The organism is Pseudorhodoplanes sp., assembly GCF_046289595.1.
Taxonomy (GTDB): Bacteria; Pseudomonadota; Alphaproteobacteria; order Rhizobiales; family Xanthobacteraceae; genus Pseudorhodoplanes.
Window position 1 is genome coordinate 12,995 of the sequence record NZ_JBKBVB010000001.1, and the last position, 13,735, is coordinate 26,729.

Sequence of the window (13,735 nt, forward strand, 5' to 3'; positions counted from 1 at the left end):
CAAGAGCCGTTTGCTTTGTTTTTTGGATGCTCTGTGAGCGTACGCCACGTGAAGTCTTTCCCGCAGGGACTGCAGAAGTAACCCTTCAGCGTGTGATGACCGTCAGCGTGCAATGTAGGAGCCAACCTGAGTTGCGTCTCGCAATCAGGGCAACGCGGTGGCCAATTCGAATTGATGTGACTCATGACAATCGTCCGAAGTAGACCATTCAAGTTTTCGAAGAATGACCCGCCGGCTCTTAAGGAAGTTCGTGCTGGGTGATTCAAGCCCAATTAAAAAATAGTTATCCGAGGCATTCTGATGCGATTTTACCAACGCTCTGCAAAGAGACCGCTTCATCCGCCCGGTGCAAAGCACCGGATCAAGGTCAAAAATCCGGATGCTCCATGGCGTAAGCGGTTGGAAGAAATGACAAAGCCGGCTTTAGCGCGGCAGTATCGCCTGCAAGGTTTTGTGGGAGACGACCTTGGCGGCGTGCGTGTAGCGGCCGTTTGCGAAGGTGGTGTCGACGAGCCAAAGCGTGGCGAGAGCAACAGCGGCTGCAACTAAAGCTCGCATTCCCGCACCTCAGAGTGTCGGTTAGTCGTCCCGATCAATTTCCAACGTAACTTCTTTCTGGCACTTTTCGCACCGATAGCCGGCAACGGCGGGCAACTCGCCATTCGCTGGCAGATAGGCGCGCACCATCATGCGCTCCTGACAGACAGGACAACTCTCGCCCGGTATTACGTCAATCTGGTCCATCGCGCCGGCTCCCGGGGCGAGTCATTCTGATTCATCGAGGGAACGCTATAAAAAAAGACATTCGCCGCGGTCCGATTAGAGCTCGAACAGGATCGCGATCATCCAAGCGATCATGCGGCCTCTGCCGACTGATCCCTGGCGCTCACCGGTGGCCATAATCTACGGCGCGCCGTCAGGCAGAAGTCTTTGCAATTTCAGGGCGTGATCGGCAGACGCTGTCATCCGGCGACCGAGGTCCGTCGGCTCTGTACGGCAAGCTTCGCATGCCCCTTAACAACTTCCTTATTCGGTTCCGAACTCAGCCCGCTGCTCCGGCCATTCCACCGGAAATGGCTTCATTAGCGCCGGCAGGTTCACGACGTCGCGCTGTCGTCCATGCAAGATCCCCTCAACGATGTCCGGCGCCAGCAGCGTCAGCCTCAGTACCCGACCTACATAGCTTTCGTTGATCTTCTCCGCGTTGGCGATTTCGCGAATGGTGGCGTACTGCCCGCTCTCCAGCATGTCGCGCCAGCGGAACGCCCGAGCGATGGCCTTGACCATGGCGTTATCGACATGCCGGGTGACGGGCACCCCGCTGATGTCAGCGCCGTCAGGCGCGAGCACTAGTTTCCGGCCGCCGCGGCGCTTGATCTCGATCGGCACCCGCACCGTCACAGTGCGGTCATCGCGAGCCACGGTCGTTCCAGCCATTACGCCGCCCTCCGTTTTTTAGGGCGCACGGCGCGGAGGTCAGCGACCAGATTCGTGAGCCCCTCGGTCCGCAGCCGGATATCAGCGCCGTCCGCGCCTACGTCGACCCGCTCAACGAGCAACTGCACGATCCGCGCCTGCTCGGCGGGAAAGAGCTCATCCCAGAGTGGGTCGAGCCGTTCCAGTGCCTCCCGCACCTCGGCTTCCGAAAGCCCGTCGAGCGACTGCCGCGCCTTGCGCCACGTCGCGACGATAATTTCCGGCGCGCCAAGGAGAATGCGAACCTGATCGATCACCGCGCTTTCGATTTCAGCCGCCGGGATCCGTCGCACCGGACAGGCCTCGGCGTCGCGCGTTAACGCGTCGGTCGACACATAATAGCGGTAAAGCCTGCCGCCCCTACGGGTGTGGGTCGGCGTCATGGCCCTTCCTGTCGGGCCGAAAATCAGGCCCTTCAGCAAGGCCGGCGTCTGCGCGCGCGACCGGGCGGCCCGCCGGCGGGGACTTTCGCCGAGAATGCTGTGGACCTTGTCCCAGAGCGCCTGGCTGACGATCGCTTGGTGCTCGCCGGGATAGGCCGTGCCCTTGTGCACTGCCTGGCCGATGTAGACCCGGTTGTTCAGGAGCTTGTAGACGTAACCCTTGTCGACCAGTTTGCGCTGTTTTCCAGTGACCCCTTCCGCCCGGAGCGCCCGCACCAGCACGGTCGCGGAGCCGATCTTGACGAAGCGCTCGAAGATCATGCGGACTGTCGCAGCCTCGGCCTCGTTGGCCACCAGCTTACGATCCTTCACGTCATAGCCGAGCGGAACGAAGCCGCCCATCCACATTCCCTTTTTGCGCGATGCCGCGAACTTGTCGCGGATGCGCTCGCCAATGACCTCGCGCTCGAATTGGGCGAAGGAAAGGAGGATATTGAGGGTGAGGCGACCCATGGACGTCGTGGTGTTGAACGACTGGGTCACACTGACAAAGGTGACGTTATTGCGGTCGAACACCTCGACGAGCTTGGCGAAATCCATCAGCGCCCGGCTGAGCCGGTCGATCTTGTAGACCACGACCACGTCGACCCGGCGCGCCTCGATATCGGCGAGGAGCCGCTTCAGCGCCGGCCGTTCCAGGGTCGCCCCGGAAATGCCGCCGTCATCGTAGCGGTCCGGCACCAGCACCCAGCCCTCCGGCTTCTGGCTGGCGATATAGGCCTCACAGGCCTCGCGTTGAGCGTCGAGCGAATTGAATTCCTGCTCGAGCCCCTCCTCGCTCGATTTGCGCGTATACACCGCGCAGCGGAGCTTACGCACGACCGGCTTCTTCATCGCGCCCCCCGCTGATTTTTCAGGCCAAAGAAGACGCGGCCGTTCCATTGCATGCCGGTGATGGCACGCGCGATGGCCGAGAGCGACCTGTATGGCCGGCCCTGATACTCGTAGCCGTCATCGCGCACCGTTACGCAATGCTCGACGCCCTGGTATTCGCGGATCAGCCGGGTGCCGGCGATCGGGCGGTCATGGCCTGCGCGGCGCCGGCGGACATCCGCCTTGCCGCCGTCGAATTCCTCGGCCAGCTGGCGCAGCCGCCGGACCGTCTCAGGCTTCAGCCCGCCATAGGCCAGTTCCTGAATTCGGTACGCTAATCTGTGCTCCAGGAAGCGCCGGTTATAGGGCGGCGGCTCGGACTCAAAGAGATCACGCCATTTCTGCTTCAGCGAGCCTATCGGCGCGGTTTTTAGTGCGGCCAGTTGTGCAAGAATACTTTCGTTCATCCGGCGGTCTCCGAACAGGTGACCGTCACATCCCTCCGGTGGGCCGGGATGTGAAGCGAACATTCTCCACGGTCGGGAGATAATTCACTGGACTGCCGGCTGCGAAGTCGCATCAGACCTGCGGCGAGGATTTCAGCCAGTTCTGCGAGCCTTTCGGTAAACGTCATACAATCGGGCTTGAGGGGATTCATTGGCCCCTCCGCTTTTCATCATCGATGTGCTCGCTGGGCAAAGACCATTGGATGCGGGCGCCGGGGCCGAAGCCGATCCTTTTCTTAACAACGCCCAATGCAACTGCTGCCGAGCGAAACGGCTTGCTCTCATTGATTCGCCGCGTATCTGATAAGATCGCTGCCGAACGTGCCTGAACTTCAATGTCGAGCACGTCAGCGGGGCCATTCGCAAGAATCTCTCGCAACAGGTCAGTTGCCTCTTCGGTCGCTGTTCTCTCGCTTCCGTTGGGGCTGCCGCCGGCCATTGCCTCGTCGACGCTTACGGTCACGGGACTCGTTTCGTCCCAGACGACATAAGAGCCAATGATCCCGTCAGCTACTTCCCTCTGAGCCAGCCGGAAGGCCAACCCCTCCGGTTTCGCGGCAATGTTGTTTTTGACCGGCAACAGCAAGCGGCGCAGGCGTGCACTATCCTCCGCGTCCTCGACGACGGCAAATGCTGTTCTGGCAGCTGCAACGAACGCTATTGAACCGATAAATCGGTTTATTGCCTTGCCGTCACCTTTCGATAGGTGAGTAATAGCCACAATTGCGACACGGAGTCTTTCCGCCATATCTGAAAGCGGTTCAAGCACCGACCGGACATCGGCATTCTTGTGACTATCGGTCTTGCCCAAATAGGACGACACCGGATCAATCAGCACCAGCCGAACGTCCTGCTTTCGGGTGATCTCTGCCTCCAGCAACGCAAGGTCCGCGGCCAGGTTAAATGTGCGGCGGGTTGACTCGGCCTGCTGAACCGCGCGCACGATCCTGACGCGCGAAACGTCGCCTCCCGCTGCGTCAAATCGCGGACGAACGGTGTCAGCCAGTCCATCCTCAGCTGAAAGTATGACGACGCTGCCCATTGGCGCCCTGCCCCCGTTCAAGGGCCAATGGCCTCCAACCGTAACCGCAGCAGCAAGTGCAATTGAGACCTGAGATTTGCCAAGACCGGGCTCGCCAGCGATCATCGTGATTTTGCCAACAGCGACGCGCCCCGGCCAAAGCCACTCAACTTTCTCGGGCTGGACATCTGACAGATCGCATGAGACCAGCGCGGCGGCTCCCATCTCTGGATGATGGTCGTTTTCCGGCGTCCAGTCCGAAGTTTCCGCGACAAGTCGTTCCAACGCTTCCCGGCCGTTTTCGAACAGGAAATCCGAAACGTCGCCTCCCCGTGGAAGCTCAGGAAATCGCACCACCTTAACGCTCGCTGCAACCCGTGAAGCGAGCTGGGCCTTTTTGGCAGCATGTGTGCGCCCCGAGACATCATTATCCTCCAGGATGGCAATGTGCCGTCCTCTGAGGTACTCCGAAATGCCTTCGGGCAGACCATCGCCTGTTCCGCCGAAGGTAAAGGCCGGCAACGAAAACGTACCGAGGGTGTCGCAATCCTTTTCGCCCTCCGGCCAGTATATAAGCTCGCCGAATTGGTTTGGGTCGAACGGATCAACCACACCAACATATGGACAGGCCTGGTAGGTCGCTGGCTTCCGGGATAGCCAACCATCTGTTCCCTCCTTGGACGCCCTATACCAGTTGATATATCCGTCCCTCTTTTTGATCTTGATCCGCACCGGTTTGCCGTCGCGGCGATAGATGTGCCGTCGGAGCTCAGAGGCCGAGACCCGCGGGCCCTCATCTCCCGCAACGACGAAAGCGGGCTCGCCGCCGTCGGTGGGCGCCCTATCGCGCTGCTTGGATGTCGCCGAAGCTGTGCCGCCATACTGAAACATCATCTTCGGGTTCGCATCGAGATGCACGGCCGATCGTGGATTTGTGTGTCCCGCTCGGACACCACTCTTCAACGTTGCATAGAACTCCTTCCCTCTCAGGCCGACGAATTCGGCTGCCGGCTTAAGGTGGTGAATGATCTGTCCCTCCCGCAATCCCAGACTCGCGAGCGATGCCGATGCGCGAAAGAGGGAATTATTGCGGTCTCCCTCTGGCGCCCTTGCCATTCGGTCGACCTCGCCGCGTATGGCAGCATCAAGGTATGCAGCGTTGAATTCGCTCATCGCGATGACGCCTCCGCCGCAGTCTGATCGCCAGTAATGCGACGGCGGGCGCACTCGAAAGCTTCAATTGCATCAAGTTCATAAACAACCCGCCCGCCGATTTTCAGGTAGGGTGGGCCCTTTCTCTTCCACCTCCATCGCTCAAGCGTGCGCTGGCTTATGCTCCAGCGTTTTGCCAGTTCGTACTGGTTGAGGTGCTTCGTGGTCATGCGCGATTGCTCCATCCGGTTCGCGTTTGTGCGAGCCGAATATGAGCGGTGCGCAGGGTGAGATCGGGGGACCTGGAGGGGGAGTGGCGGGGGGAATAGGATCAGTCGCGGGTTTTTTCCGATTTCGGCGCTTTGTCGAAAGCAAAGCCGCATATGCCGTCCTGCTCAAATAACAACTTTTCCCAAGCAGGGTGCTTCTTGAAAAGGTCGCGAACCCGCGTTCTTTCTCCAAGGCTGCATTCCTCGGCAATCTGTTCCGATGGCACCTGCAGAACACCCTCTGCATACTTCTTGTACAGATAAAGAATCACCGCTCGCTGCTTTACACCCTTCGGAAATCTGAAGGTTTCACCGAAGAATACGACCTCCTTGGCGCCAGCCCGCACGATCAGATCGCCCTTGCTCTCGGTTGGCGCCTCATCAATTCGGATCGCCACGAGAGCTGGGTCCACCGCGCGGCCTCTATCATCCAGCACATCCTCGACTGAAATGAAATGAGACCCCCCTGGTATCTCCGTCAGCAATGCGCCTGAAGTTGACGTTAGGATCACGCGACGTTCCGTCGTCGGGCGTCGTTGCAGACATTCCATAATTACGGCAGCTGAACTAGCGTCACTTAATCGTCGGGCAAACAATACTGGATTTCGCTTTAGACGTTTGCCAAATCTTGCCGCCCCGAGATCCCAGAGAAGTTCGGGGACCAGAGCATGCGGCTCGTGCCGTCCGCTCAGATGAAGATCTTGGGTGAGAATAGACAGCAGCCGGGTTACATCGATTGCCAAGGACTGGATGTCCGATTCCGGGACATCGATCCATCCACTCAATTCGCTGAAGTAGCCAAAGCCGCCCTCGGACCATTCAAGCTCTACAGGTCGGTCACACTCGTCGGCAACTACGGGCAAATGTCCTTCTGGACGGAGGATTCCTTGCCTCTTCAGCCAAGAAGCCTCTGCTGCCAACTGCTTGGCTGTGGCTGTGGGCACGGTCAAATAGCGCGACTCGAGTGCCGTCAACAAAAACGTGAGTTCTGCGCGCGGAGACTCTCCCCGTTTAGCCATCGGCCAAGAGCTTCCATTTTCTGAGATATTTCTCGCCGACCAGCCTTTCCTGCTCCGTTCGCTCCTTCAGATCGCATCCATGCGGCATTCCTATCGTGACCGGCAGCTTCTTTCCCCGTCTTGATGTGCCTGTCGGACGAAATTTTATTACGAGCTTTGCCTGTGTGATGATGAACCCGACGAGGAGCGGATTCTTACGGCCCAAATGGTCCGCTATCATCTCCCAAATTCTGCCGGGCTCCGGGCTCGAACATTCGAACGTAATCCGTTCCTCAGGCGCATCGAACGGTTGAAGGCGCAACATTCTGACGGACACCGACTCGATTCCGTCGGCCGCATCTGTCGGAAACTGAAATGGTCGGCACAAGACAGATAGATCGTATCTCCGAACCGGAAGTGCATCATAATTAGAATTATCGCCCAAAAGCTCTTTCACGAATATTCGAAGCAGGCTCTCGCGAACCTTCTTGTTGCTCGCAACGACCTCTACCGTCCCACTTTCGGGTTCATACGTGAGGGCCGCTTCATAAACCGGAATGCGCGATCGCCAACCCAGTTTGCCATTCTCGAATTCTGGCTGGTCCTCCGGAAGCCCGTCGCGAAACACCGTGACTTGTGCGATCTTGAAGGACTTTTCGTCGAATGTTACCCGCTGCCTGTCAAAAACGTCCACATGAACGTTTTTCGAGTTCAGTTCGCGGAGAATGGACTGCCGGAAACGGTCTATTGCATGCTCAGATGCACGAAGTGAAAGCCCAGGCTTCGTCAACACACCGGACCACATTCTCCCGCGACGATGCTCGTCGGTGTACCGTGCCTCCTCAGCACGACGAAATGAACCGGATTCTCGCAAGAATACCCAACATGACCGCGCATATGCATTGGGCAAAGCCTCAAACGCATCAACATTTTGGGTCACGGACGATAGCGCATTCTGACCCGCCTCATCCGCCATGTACGCGATCCGTTCACAACACTGCGGGAAGCGTGCTGAAAGATCCTGGTCACGCTGACTGAAAAGAGTCGTGATCTGCTGGCTGACCTCTGTTGCGTCCGTCGACGGGTGCGCGCCGCCTGGCAGCGAAATTCCGCAGCTGCCCAACAATTCCAGCACTAGGTCCAGCGGAGTTCGACTCACAAATGTTGCGGTCGAAACCATGATGGTCTCCCGAATCCGGATATGCGCGCTATCATACGCAACCGAGGAGGATTCGGGACCCCATAAGCGGCGGAACCAGCGCGGATCCATAGGCGCCACCTTTTCTCGATGGCATCTATGAAGAGACAGGGCGCCTATGGGGGAACGACTTAGCAGATCAAGTCGCTGCAGAGGTCATTCGGCTCGTCCGTAAATTACAGAGCCGGCTCGCATATTATACGGATTGAGCCCGGTTCATTTCTACTTTTCAGATCGGTTTGCGCTGGCCCGCCCCATAGGCGCCCTGAAACGCCATAGAGGCCCTCTCTGAGAGAGATGGCACCTATGATCGCGCGAACACCCATGCAGACTGGATATTTGAAAATGCTTCGAGAGTACTACGCCCCACAAAAAGCAAGCGTAAGTCTGCGCGATCTCTCGAACAATCGGTAGACTAGTCGCCAGGCCGATCTCATCCGATATTCATCGCAGGTCTGCGCAGATTTCGGATGCGGGCGAACGATGACGAAGAAGAATTCCGGTGTCGGCTACAAGCGCCCGCCAGAGCATACCCGTTTCAAGCCGGGTCAAAGCGGCAACCCTTCGGGCCGGCCAAAGGGCAGCCAGAACCTCAAGACGATCTTTGAAAAGATCCTCAAGGAAGAGGTCTCGCTCCGTGAGGGCAACGAGGTCAGGAAGGTCACCAAGGCGGAGGCGCTCATGCGGGGGCTGGTCGTCGGCGCGCTGAAGGGAGACCAGCGCAACGTCGTGACGCTCCTGCGCATTGCCGAGCAGGCCGGGCACTTCACGGAGCCGGGACAGGAGATCGGTCGCATTGAACGGATCATTGTGAGCTGGAAAGGCCCCGAACACGAAGGAGACCCGACCGCTCTCCCTGCCATCAGCCAAATCAACAGGGACGGGGACGACGATGCCGAAGCGTAGGGCTCAGGAGAAATTTCTCAGCTGGCCTGCCGATCGCCTCGAGCGCCGGCCAATCGACGTGCTGGTTCCTTACGCGCGCAATGCTCGAACCCACAGTGAGGCGCAGGTGGATCAGATTGCGGCGTCGATCCGCGAGTGGGGCTGGACGACCCCGGTGCTTATCACCGAGGAGAACACGATCATTGCCGGACACGGGCGCGTCCGGGCCGCCCGCAAGCTGGGTCTGACCGATGTGCCTGTGATGATTGCCACCGGCTGGAGCAAGGCTCAGATCCAAGCCTATGCAATTGCCGACAACAAGCTCGCGCTGAATGCCGGCTGGGACGAGGCGCTGTTAGCCCTGGAAATCGAGGAGCTGCAGGGCGCCGGTTTCGAGATCGACCTTATCGGCTTTGACGAGGCGGAACTGGGCGCAATGCTTTCGCCGGCGGCAGGCGGTCTGACCGATCCTGACGAGGTACCGGAACCGCCCGCGATTCCGGTTTCCCGGACTGGCGATCTCTGGACGCTCGGCCGCCACCGGTTGCTCTGCGGCGACAGCACCAATGCCGCCGACGTCAAGAAGCTCCTTGGTCCGGTTCAGCCTCATCTCATGGTGACCGACCCGCCTTACGGCGTGGAGTACGACCCGTCATGGCGCAAGACCGCAGGCCTCAAGCAGGACGGCAGGCGACTGGGAAAGGTCGCCAACGACAACCGCGCCGACTGGCGAGACGCCTGGGCGCTGTTCCCAGGCTCGGTCGCCTATGTCTGGCATGCCGGGCGCTATGCCAGCACGGTACAGGATTCGCTGACCGCAGCCGGGTTCGACGTCCGCTCTCAGATCATCTGGGCCAAGGACCGGTTTGCGCTGAGCCGCGGCCATTACCATTGGCAGCACGAACCCTGCTGGTACGCCGTCCGCAACGGTCCGGCGAACTGGGTCGGCGACCGGAAGCAATCCACGCTGTGGCAAATTCCGGCGCGGGAGGGTCACAGCTCCGACCATGGCACGCAGAAGCCCGTGGAATGCATGAAGCGGCCGATCGAAAATAATTCCTCGCCAGGCCAGGCGGTCTACGAACCTTTCAGCGGGTCGGGGACCACGATCATCGCAGCCGAGATGACCGGGCGGTCCTGCCACGCAATCGAGTTGCTCCCGCAATATGTCGATGTGGCGATCGAGCGCTGGCAGGCTTTCACCGGGGACACCGCCCGGCTCAATGGCGATGACCGCAGCTTTGTCGAGGTCGCCGCCGAGCGTCGTGGTGAAAAGCCATGAGCCGTCGCGCACACAAGCCCGATCCCGCCCAGCGCCGCCAGGTGGAAGCCATGGCGGCCTATGGCATTCCCGAACTTGACGTCGCCCGCGTCGTTGGCATTGATCCGAAGACACTGCGCAAGCATTACCGGGACGAACTCGATCTCGGCCAGACCAAGGCGAATGCTCAGATCGCGGGGTTTCTGTTCAACAATGCCCGCAATGGCAACGTCGCTGCGCAGATATTCTGGTTGAAGACGCGGGCCCGCTGGCGCGAAAGCCCCACCGAACTGCAGCATTCTGGCGCCATAGGCGGGCTCGACGTGAAGAAGCTGACGGATGCCGAGCTCGAGAAGCTTCTGGAGATCATCAGCGCAGCAAACGCCCGCTAGCCGGGGAAGACCGAGGCATTGGCCGAACCGCGGCTAAAGGGACCGGGCGTATAGGCAGCTGATCAGCGGCTGTTGGCCCTTTCCAGCCGGACAGAGCCCCGTACACGCGATCTTTCTCCGGAACCCGCCCAATCTCGGTTCGACGGCGAGGAGGCGCACGTATGGGCTTGTGAATCGCGCCACCCTTCGCTGCGCTTTGTTTCGCTGCTGCAACAAGAAAACAGCAATGAAATTGCTCTGAATTCGACTTCATACAAATGGCAAACGGTGGTTTGCTGTTTGTATGGACAGGGCGATCGCCTACCTGCGGGTGTCGACACAACGGCAGCAGCGCTCTGGTCTTGGCATCGAGGCCCAGCGGGCGGCTATCACCCGATTCGCCGAAGCGGAGGGCATTTCCGTCCTGGCCGAGTTCGTCGAGGCCGAAACCGGCAAAGGTGCCGACGCGCTCGATCGCCGGCCTCAGCTCGCAGCAGCGCTTGCCGCCGCCCGCTCCGCGAAATGCTGCGTAGTGGTGTCGAAGCTCGACCGCCTCTCCCGCAATGTCGCTTTCGTCGCGGGCCTCATGGCGCAAAGAGTCCCGTTCATCGTTGCCGAACTCGGTAAGGACGCCGATCCGTTCATGCTTCACCTGTACGCCGCACTCGCTGAGAAAGAGCGGCGGCTGATTTCGGAGCGGACTAAGGCCGCTCTCGCGGCAAAGCGCGCTGCCGGAGCAAGGCTTGGAAACCCGGTGAGCGCCCCTAACGCGGCTAAACTCGGTCGAGAGGTGCAGTCGGCGGCGGCGGACCAATACGTCCGCGAGCTGTTACCATTCTTGACGACGTTGCGCGCTGGGGGCATCACCAGCATAGGGGCCACCACCCAAGCGCTTAATCAGCGCGGTGTCCGATCTCCACGTGGCGGTCGATGGCATGTTTCGTCAGTGTCGAACCTGCTTGCCCGCTCGCAACGCCTTACTTGATCGCCTTTTATAGGCGGGAATTTGCTCAGGCTCTAATTCCCCCCCTTCTACATCATCGCGATCGCGCTCGTCACCGAGCTCGCGAGCCGGCGCACCCTCACGAAGGGTGCTGACTGGTGTGGGCGTGGTTGGGAAGTTTCTTAGGCGGTCCGGTCGTTAATGTCCTAATGAGCCTGATTTTAAGTCATCATGCGAATAGAGCCGGCCAAGCGTGCACACTGGGCTCATCGAAGCCCTTGGAGCACCTGAGGACTTGCCGTTGCCTGACAACATGCAACTCGAGGCCGGCTTTCGTGAAACTCAGGTGCCGTGCCGATGCTTCAAAAAACCGCAGGCGTTCAACGGGAGACTGATCCAGATGACTAGTTTTGCTGCTTAGAGCCTAACGCTACCGGAGCATCGTAACAGACAAAGGCTAGCTTGTTCCCGTCTGGATCGCGGACATACGCGCCGTAGAAGCCATCACCGTAGTGTGGGCGGCGTCCCGGCGCACCTTCGGATACTCCCCCATTCTTCAGAGCCAGCGCATGAAGTTGGTCGATGAGTCCCGGTTCACACAAGAATGCTGTCATGGTACCATTTCCAACGTTGGCTTCCCCGCCATCGTAAGGATAGCCTGTGAAAAAACGAGGGAACTTCTCGTCGTTGGACTTGCCCCAAGACGCAGAGCGCTCGTCACGCCAGCATTGATCTAGGCCCATAGCCGCGAAGATCGGATCGTAAAACGTCAATGCGCGCGGGAGGTCGGTTGTGCCGACCATCGTGTAGCCAATTCCATTCATTCGACATGCTCCATCAGGCACAAGATAGTCGGTCGCAATCTGCGGCAATCTGTGCAGAAGCTCAACGTTCGGCTTGTGTCGACCAGCGGACGACCCGATCCTGCGTCTTTGCCACCTCGGCCAGCAGAGTGTTGGTTACGGCGTTTTTTCCGGTGCTGGTGACGCCCGCGATAAGGAATGTTGGCCCGCGTGGCGAAGTTCAGGCGCATCAGAGCCGGGGGCGCTACTACCTTCGATGCGATGAGAACGGCCCTGAACCAACGCGGCATCCGGTCGCCCCGCGGAGGCCGATGGCATGTTTCGTCAGTGTCGAACCTGCTTGCCCGCGCCCAGCGCAGGTAGCGCCGCTGCTGTATGTTCCGCCAGAACCGGAACCACAGACGCCCACCATGCGCGCAGAGGTCACACCAGAAGTCATCGCCTACGTGCAGAAGCGACTGCGGGCGCTTGGATACTACGAGGTCGGCGAAATCGACGGCGGCGAGCACGGGCTTGCCAAGACGCAAGCGGCGATCCTGGCCTTCCGCAACGACAACGGGCTGCCAACCACGCCGGACATCGATGATGAACTGCTGGTCGCGATCGCAACCGCAAAACCGCGTCCTTTCGCCGCGAGTCGTGCGAATGCGACCGCCAAAGAACTGGCACCGAAGGTCGAAGCCGTTGAGGCCGCTGGCAAGTCGAAGATCGCCGCTCTGTGGCTTGCCGCCACCTCTTTCGTGACCGGTCTGGTCAAAGGCGTGTCCGAGCACCTCGAAACCGCAAGAGGCTACATCATGCCGGTCAGGGATTTTCTCGGCGAAATCCCTGCTGAGTATTACCTCGTCGGTGTCGGAATTCTGGCGTTCTTCATCTGGCGCAGCGCTCAACGCGCCGAGCAATCGACAGTGCAGGGTTACAACGAGGGCCGCATCCTATGATCGCGATCGTGAAGGGTTTCGTTTCCATAATCCCTCTCGTGGGACCAGGGCTCGGGATGCTGTTCGGTTTTCGAACGCAAACCCTGAAGATCGTCGGCACCGTGAGCGCACTCATCATCGGCGGCGTCGTCATAGATCGTCACGCCACCTTGAAAGAGCGGGCCCGCTGGGTGGCCAGAGGCTATGAGACGACAATCAGAACCCTTTCAGCCGATCTCCACGCCGAGAAAGCGGCACGTGCGAACGACCTGAAGACAATCGACGATCTTGAACGCCAGAAGGCGAAAGCGGAGAGGGCCAATGATGCGCTCAAAGACTACATTGATACGCTTCCGAAGGGCGATCAGTGCATCGCTACTCCTGGGCGCTTGCGTCAGCTGCACAAAGCACGTTGATTCACCGGCGCCGATCGCGCGCGAACTTCCGCAACCGCCTGTCTTCGCCCGCCCGGTCAACACGGCGGATATGCGCGCGGGTGAATCCTGCTGGGTCGCCTACGATCGACAGGCCTCATAGCGCAGAGGTTCCGTTCATCTTGCCGAGAGTCGCGGTGCCACTCTGATAAAGCCGCAATTCGAGGCGAATTACTGGTGAGAAGACGTCCAAAAGAAAGTTACGCGCGCGGCGGCCAGGATCACCCATTGTCCGGTCTCGG

The 13,735-nt window shown here is 59.6% G+C and carries 16 protein-coding genes; 6 read left to right on the top strand and 10 right to left on the bottom strand.

The genetic code is table 11. The features are described from left to right. Nucleotides 1–423: 423 nt before the first annotated feature. The 9 genes from ACK41X_RS00070 to ACK41X_RS00110 all read right to left on the bottom strand — a co-directional run bounded on the left by ACK41X_RS00070 (nt 424) and on the right by ACK41X_RS00110 (nt 7,858). Nucleotides 424–558 (bottom strand): hypothetical protein, encoded by a 135-nt coding sequence (locus tag ACK41X_RS00070; RefSeq protein WP_409717574.1) that lies wholly within the window; start codon nt 556–558, stop codon nt 424–426. A gap of 21 nt (nt 559–579) precedes the next feature. Then, the gene (locus ACK41X_RS00075) at nt 580–744 is read right to left on the bottom strand and encodes a hypothetical protein (protein ID WP_409717577.1); all 165 of its coding nucleotides are present in this window, start codon (nt 742–744) and stop codon (nt 580–582) included. A 282-nt stretch (nt 745–1,026) separates the two neighbouring features. Next, a complete protein-coding gene (locus ACK41X_RS00080) occupies nt 1,027–1,437 on the bottom strand; it encodes a hypothetical protein (protein ID WP_409717580.1) in 411 nt (136 codons plus the stop codon). Continuing rightward, nucleotides 1,437–2,753, bottom strand: coding sequence for a recombinase family protein (locus tag ACK41X_RS00085; RefSeq protein WP_409717583.1), 1,317 nt, complete (start codon nt 2,751–2,753; stop codon nt 1,437–1,439). Before ACK41X_RS00085 ends, ACK41X_RS00080 begins: the two co-directional genes overlap by 1 nt. Further along, nucleotides 2,750–3,199, bottom strand: a complete 450-nt coding sequence (locus tag ACK41X_RS00090; RefSeq protein ID WP_409717586.1) for a DUF2924 domain-containing protein — start codon at nt 3,197–3,199, stop codon at nt 2,750–2,752. The genes ACK41X_RS00085 and ACK41X_RS00090 overlap by 4 nt, the downstream gene beginning before the upstream one ends. 187 nt (nt 3,200–3,386) lie before the next feature. Beyond that, the gene (locus ACK41X_RS00095; protein WP_409717589.1) at nt 3,387–5,432 is read right to left on the bottom strand and encodes an AAA family ATPase; all 2,046 of its coding nucleotides are present in this window, start codon (nt 5,430–5,432) and stop codon (nt 3,387–3,389) included. After that, nucleotides 5,429–5,641, bottom strand: coding sequence for a helix-turn-helix transcriptional regulator (locus ACK41X_RS00100; RefSeq protein ID WP_409717592.1), 213 nt, complete (start codon nt 5,639–5,641; stop codon nt 5,429–5,431). The genes ACK41X_RS00095 and ACK41X_RS00100 overlap by 4 nt, the downstream gene beginning before the upstream one ends. Before the next feature lie 101 nt (nt 5,642–5,742). Then, nucleotides 5,743–6,699, bottom strand: coding sequence for a hypothetical protein (locus tag ACK41X_RS00105; RefSeq protein ID WP_409717595.1), 957 nt, complete (start codon nt 6,697–6,699; stop codon nt 5,743–5,745). Then, complete coding sequence (locus tag ACK41X_RS00110) at nt 6,692–7,858, bottom strand: hypothetical protein (RefSeq protein ID WP_409717598.1); 1,167 nt, start codon at nt 7,856–7,858, stop codon at nt 6,692–6,694. Before ACK41X_RS00110 ends, ACK41X_RS00105 begins: the two co-directional genes overlap by 8 nt. 501 nt (nt 7,859–8,359) lie before the next feature. Between ACK41X_RS00110 and ACK41X_RS00115 the strand changes: the two genes are divergently transcribed. The 4 genes from ACK41X_RS00115 (at nt 8,360) to ACK41X_RS00130 (ending at nt 11,378) form a co-directional block, all read left to right on the top strand. Further along, the gene (locus ACK41X_RS00115; RefSeq protein WP_409717602.1) at nt 8,360–8,782 is read left to right on the top strand and encodes a DUF5681 domain-containing protein; all 423 of its coding nucleotides are present in this window, start codon (nt 8,360–8,362) and stop codon (nt 8,780–8,782) included. After that, the gene (locus ACK41X_RS00120; protein WP_409717605.1) at nt 8,769–10,043 is read left to right on the top strand and encodes a site-specific DNA-methyltransferase; all 1,275 of its coding nucleotides are present in this window, start codon (nt 8,769–8,771) and stop codon (nt 10,041–10,043) included. Before ACK41X_RS00115 ends, ACK41X_RS00120 begins: the two co-directional genes overlap by 14 nt. Next, the gene (locus ACK41X_RS00125; RefSeq protein WP_409717608.1) at nt 10,040–10,414 is read left to right on the top strand and encodes a hypothetical protein; all 375 of its coding nucleotides are present in this window, start codon (nt 10,040–10,042) and stop codon (nt 10,412–10,414) included. The genes ACK41X_RS00120 and ACK41X_RS00125 overlap by 4 nt, the downstream gene beginning before the upstream one ends. A gap of 283 nt (nt 10,415–10,697) precedes the next feature. After that, entirely contained in the window at nt 10,698–11,378 is a 681-nt protein-coding gene (locus ACK41X_RS00130; protein WP_409717611.1) for a recombinase family protein, read from the top strand. A 362-nt stretch (nt 11,379–11,740) separates the two neighbouring features. Here the strand turns inward: ACK41X_RS00130 and ACK41X_RS00135 are convergent, their stop codons facing one another. Beyond that, on the bottom strand, nt 11,741–12,160 hold the full coding sequence (locus ACK41X_RS00135; RefSeq protein ID WP_409717614.1) for a VOC family protein: 420 nt from the start codon (nt 12,158–12,160) through the stop codon (nt 11,741–11,743). A gap of 290 nt (nt 12,161–12,450) precedes the next feature. Here ACK41X_RS00135 and ACK41X_RS00140 point away from each other — a divergent pair, with 290 nt between their 5' ends. Beyond that, complete coding sequence (locus ACK41X_RS00140) at nt 12,451–13,080, top strand: peptidoglycan-binding domain-containing protein (protein ID WP_409717617.1); 630 nt, start codon at nt 12,451–12,453, stop codon at nt 13,078–13,080. After that, a complete protein-coding gene (locus ACK41X_RS00145) occupies nt 13,077–13,475 on the top strand; it encodes a hypothetical protein (RefSeq protein WP_409717620.1) in 399 nt (132 codons plus the stop codon). Before ACK41X_RS00140 ends, ACK41X_RS00145 begins: the two co-directional genes overlap by 4 nt. Nucleotides 13,476–13,735: the final 260 nt, after the last annotated feature.

Coding starts and splice junctions, on each gene's coding strand:
- ACK41X_RS00070 (WP_409717574.1), bottom strand. CDS start 558: ATGCGAGCTTTAGTTGCAGCCGCTGTTGCTCTCGCCACGCTTTGGCTC.
- ACK41X_RS00075 (WP_409717577.1), bottom strand. CDS start 744: ATGGACCAGATTGACGTAATACCGGGCGAGAGTTGTCCTGTCTGTCAG.
- ACK41X_RS00080 (WP_409717580.1), bottom strand. CDS start 1,437: ATGGCTGGAACGACCGTGGCTCGCGATGACCGCACTGTGACGGTGCGG.
- ACK41X_RS00085 (WP_409717583.1), bottom strand. CDS start 2,753: ATGAAGAAGCCGGTCGTGCGTAAGCTCCGCTGCGCGGTGTATACGCGC.
- ACK41X_RS00090 (WP_409717586.1), bottom strand. CDS start 3,199: ATGAACGAAAGTATTCTTGCACAACTGGCCGCACTAAAAACCGCGCCG.
- ACK41X_RS00095 (WP_409717589.1), bottom strand. CDS start 5,432: ATGAGCGAATTCAACGCTGCATACCTTGATGCTGCCATACGCGGCGAG.
- ACK41X_RS00100 (WP_409717592.1), bottom strand. CDS start 5,641: ATGACCACGAAGCACCTCAACCAGTACGAACTGGCAAAACGCTGGAGC.
- ACK41X_RS00105 (WP_409717595.1), bottom strand. CDS start 6,699: ATGGCTAAACGGGGAGAGTCTCCGCGCGCAGAACTCACGTTTTTGTTG.
- ACK41X_RS00110 (WP_409717598.1), bottom strand. CDS start 7,858: ATGGTTTCGACCGCAACATTTGTGAGTCGAACTCCGCTGGACCTAGTG.
- ACK41X_RS00115 (WP_409717602.1), top strand. CDS start 8,360: ATGACGAAGAAGAATTCCGGTGTCGGCTACAAGCGCCCGCCAGAGCAT.
- ACK41X_RS00120 (WP_409717605.1), top strand. CDS start 8,769: ATGCCGAAGCGTAGGGCTCAGGAGAAATTTCTCAGCTGGCCTGCCGAT.
- ACK41X_RS00125 (WP_409717608.1), top strand. CDS start 10,040: ATGAGCCGTCGCGCACACAAGCCCGATCCCGCCCAGCGCCGCCAGGTG.
- ACK41X_RS00130 (WP_409717611.1), top strand. CDS start 10,698: ATGGACAGGGCGATCGCCTACCTGCGGGTGTCGACACAACGGCAGCAG.
- ACK41X_RS00135 (WP_409717614.1), bottom strand. CDS start 12,160: ATGAATGGAATTGGCTACACGATGGTCGGCACAACCGACCTCCCGCGC.
- ACK41X_RS00140 (WP_409717617.1), top strand. CDS start 12,451: ATGGCATGTTTCGTCAGTGTCGAACCTGCTTGCCCGCGCCCAGCGCAG.
- ACK41X_RS00145 (WP_409717620.1), top strand. CDS start 13,077: ATGATCGCGATCGTGAAGGGTTTCGTTTCCATAATCCCTCTCGTGGGA.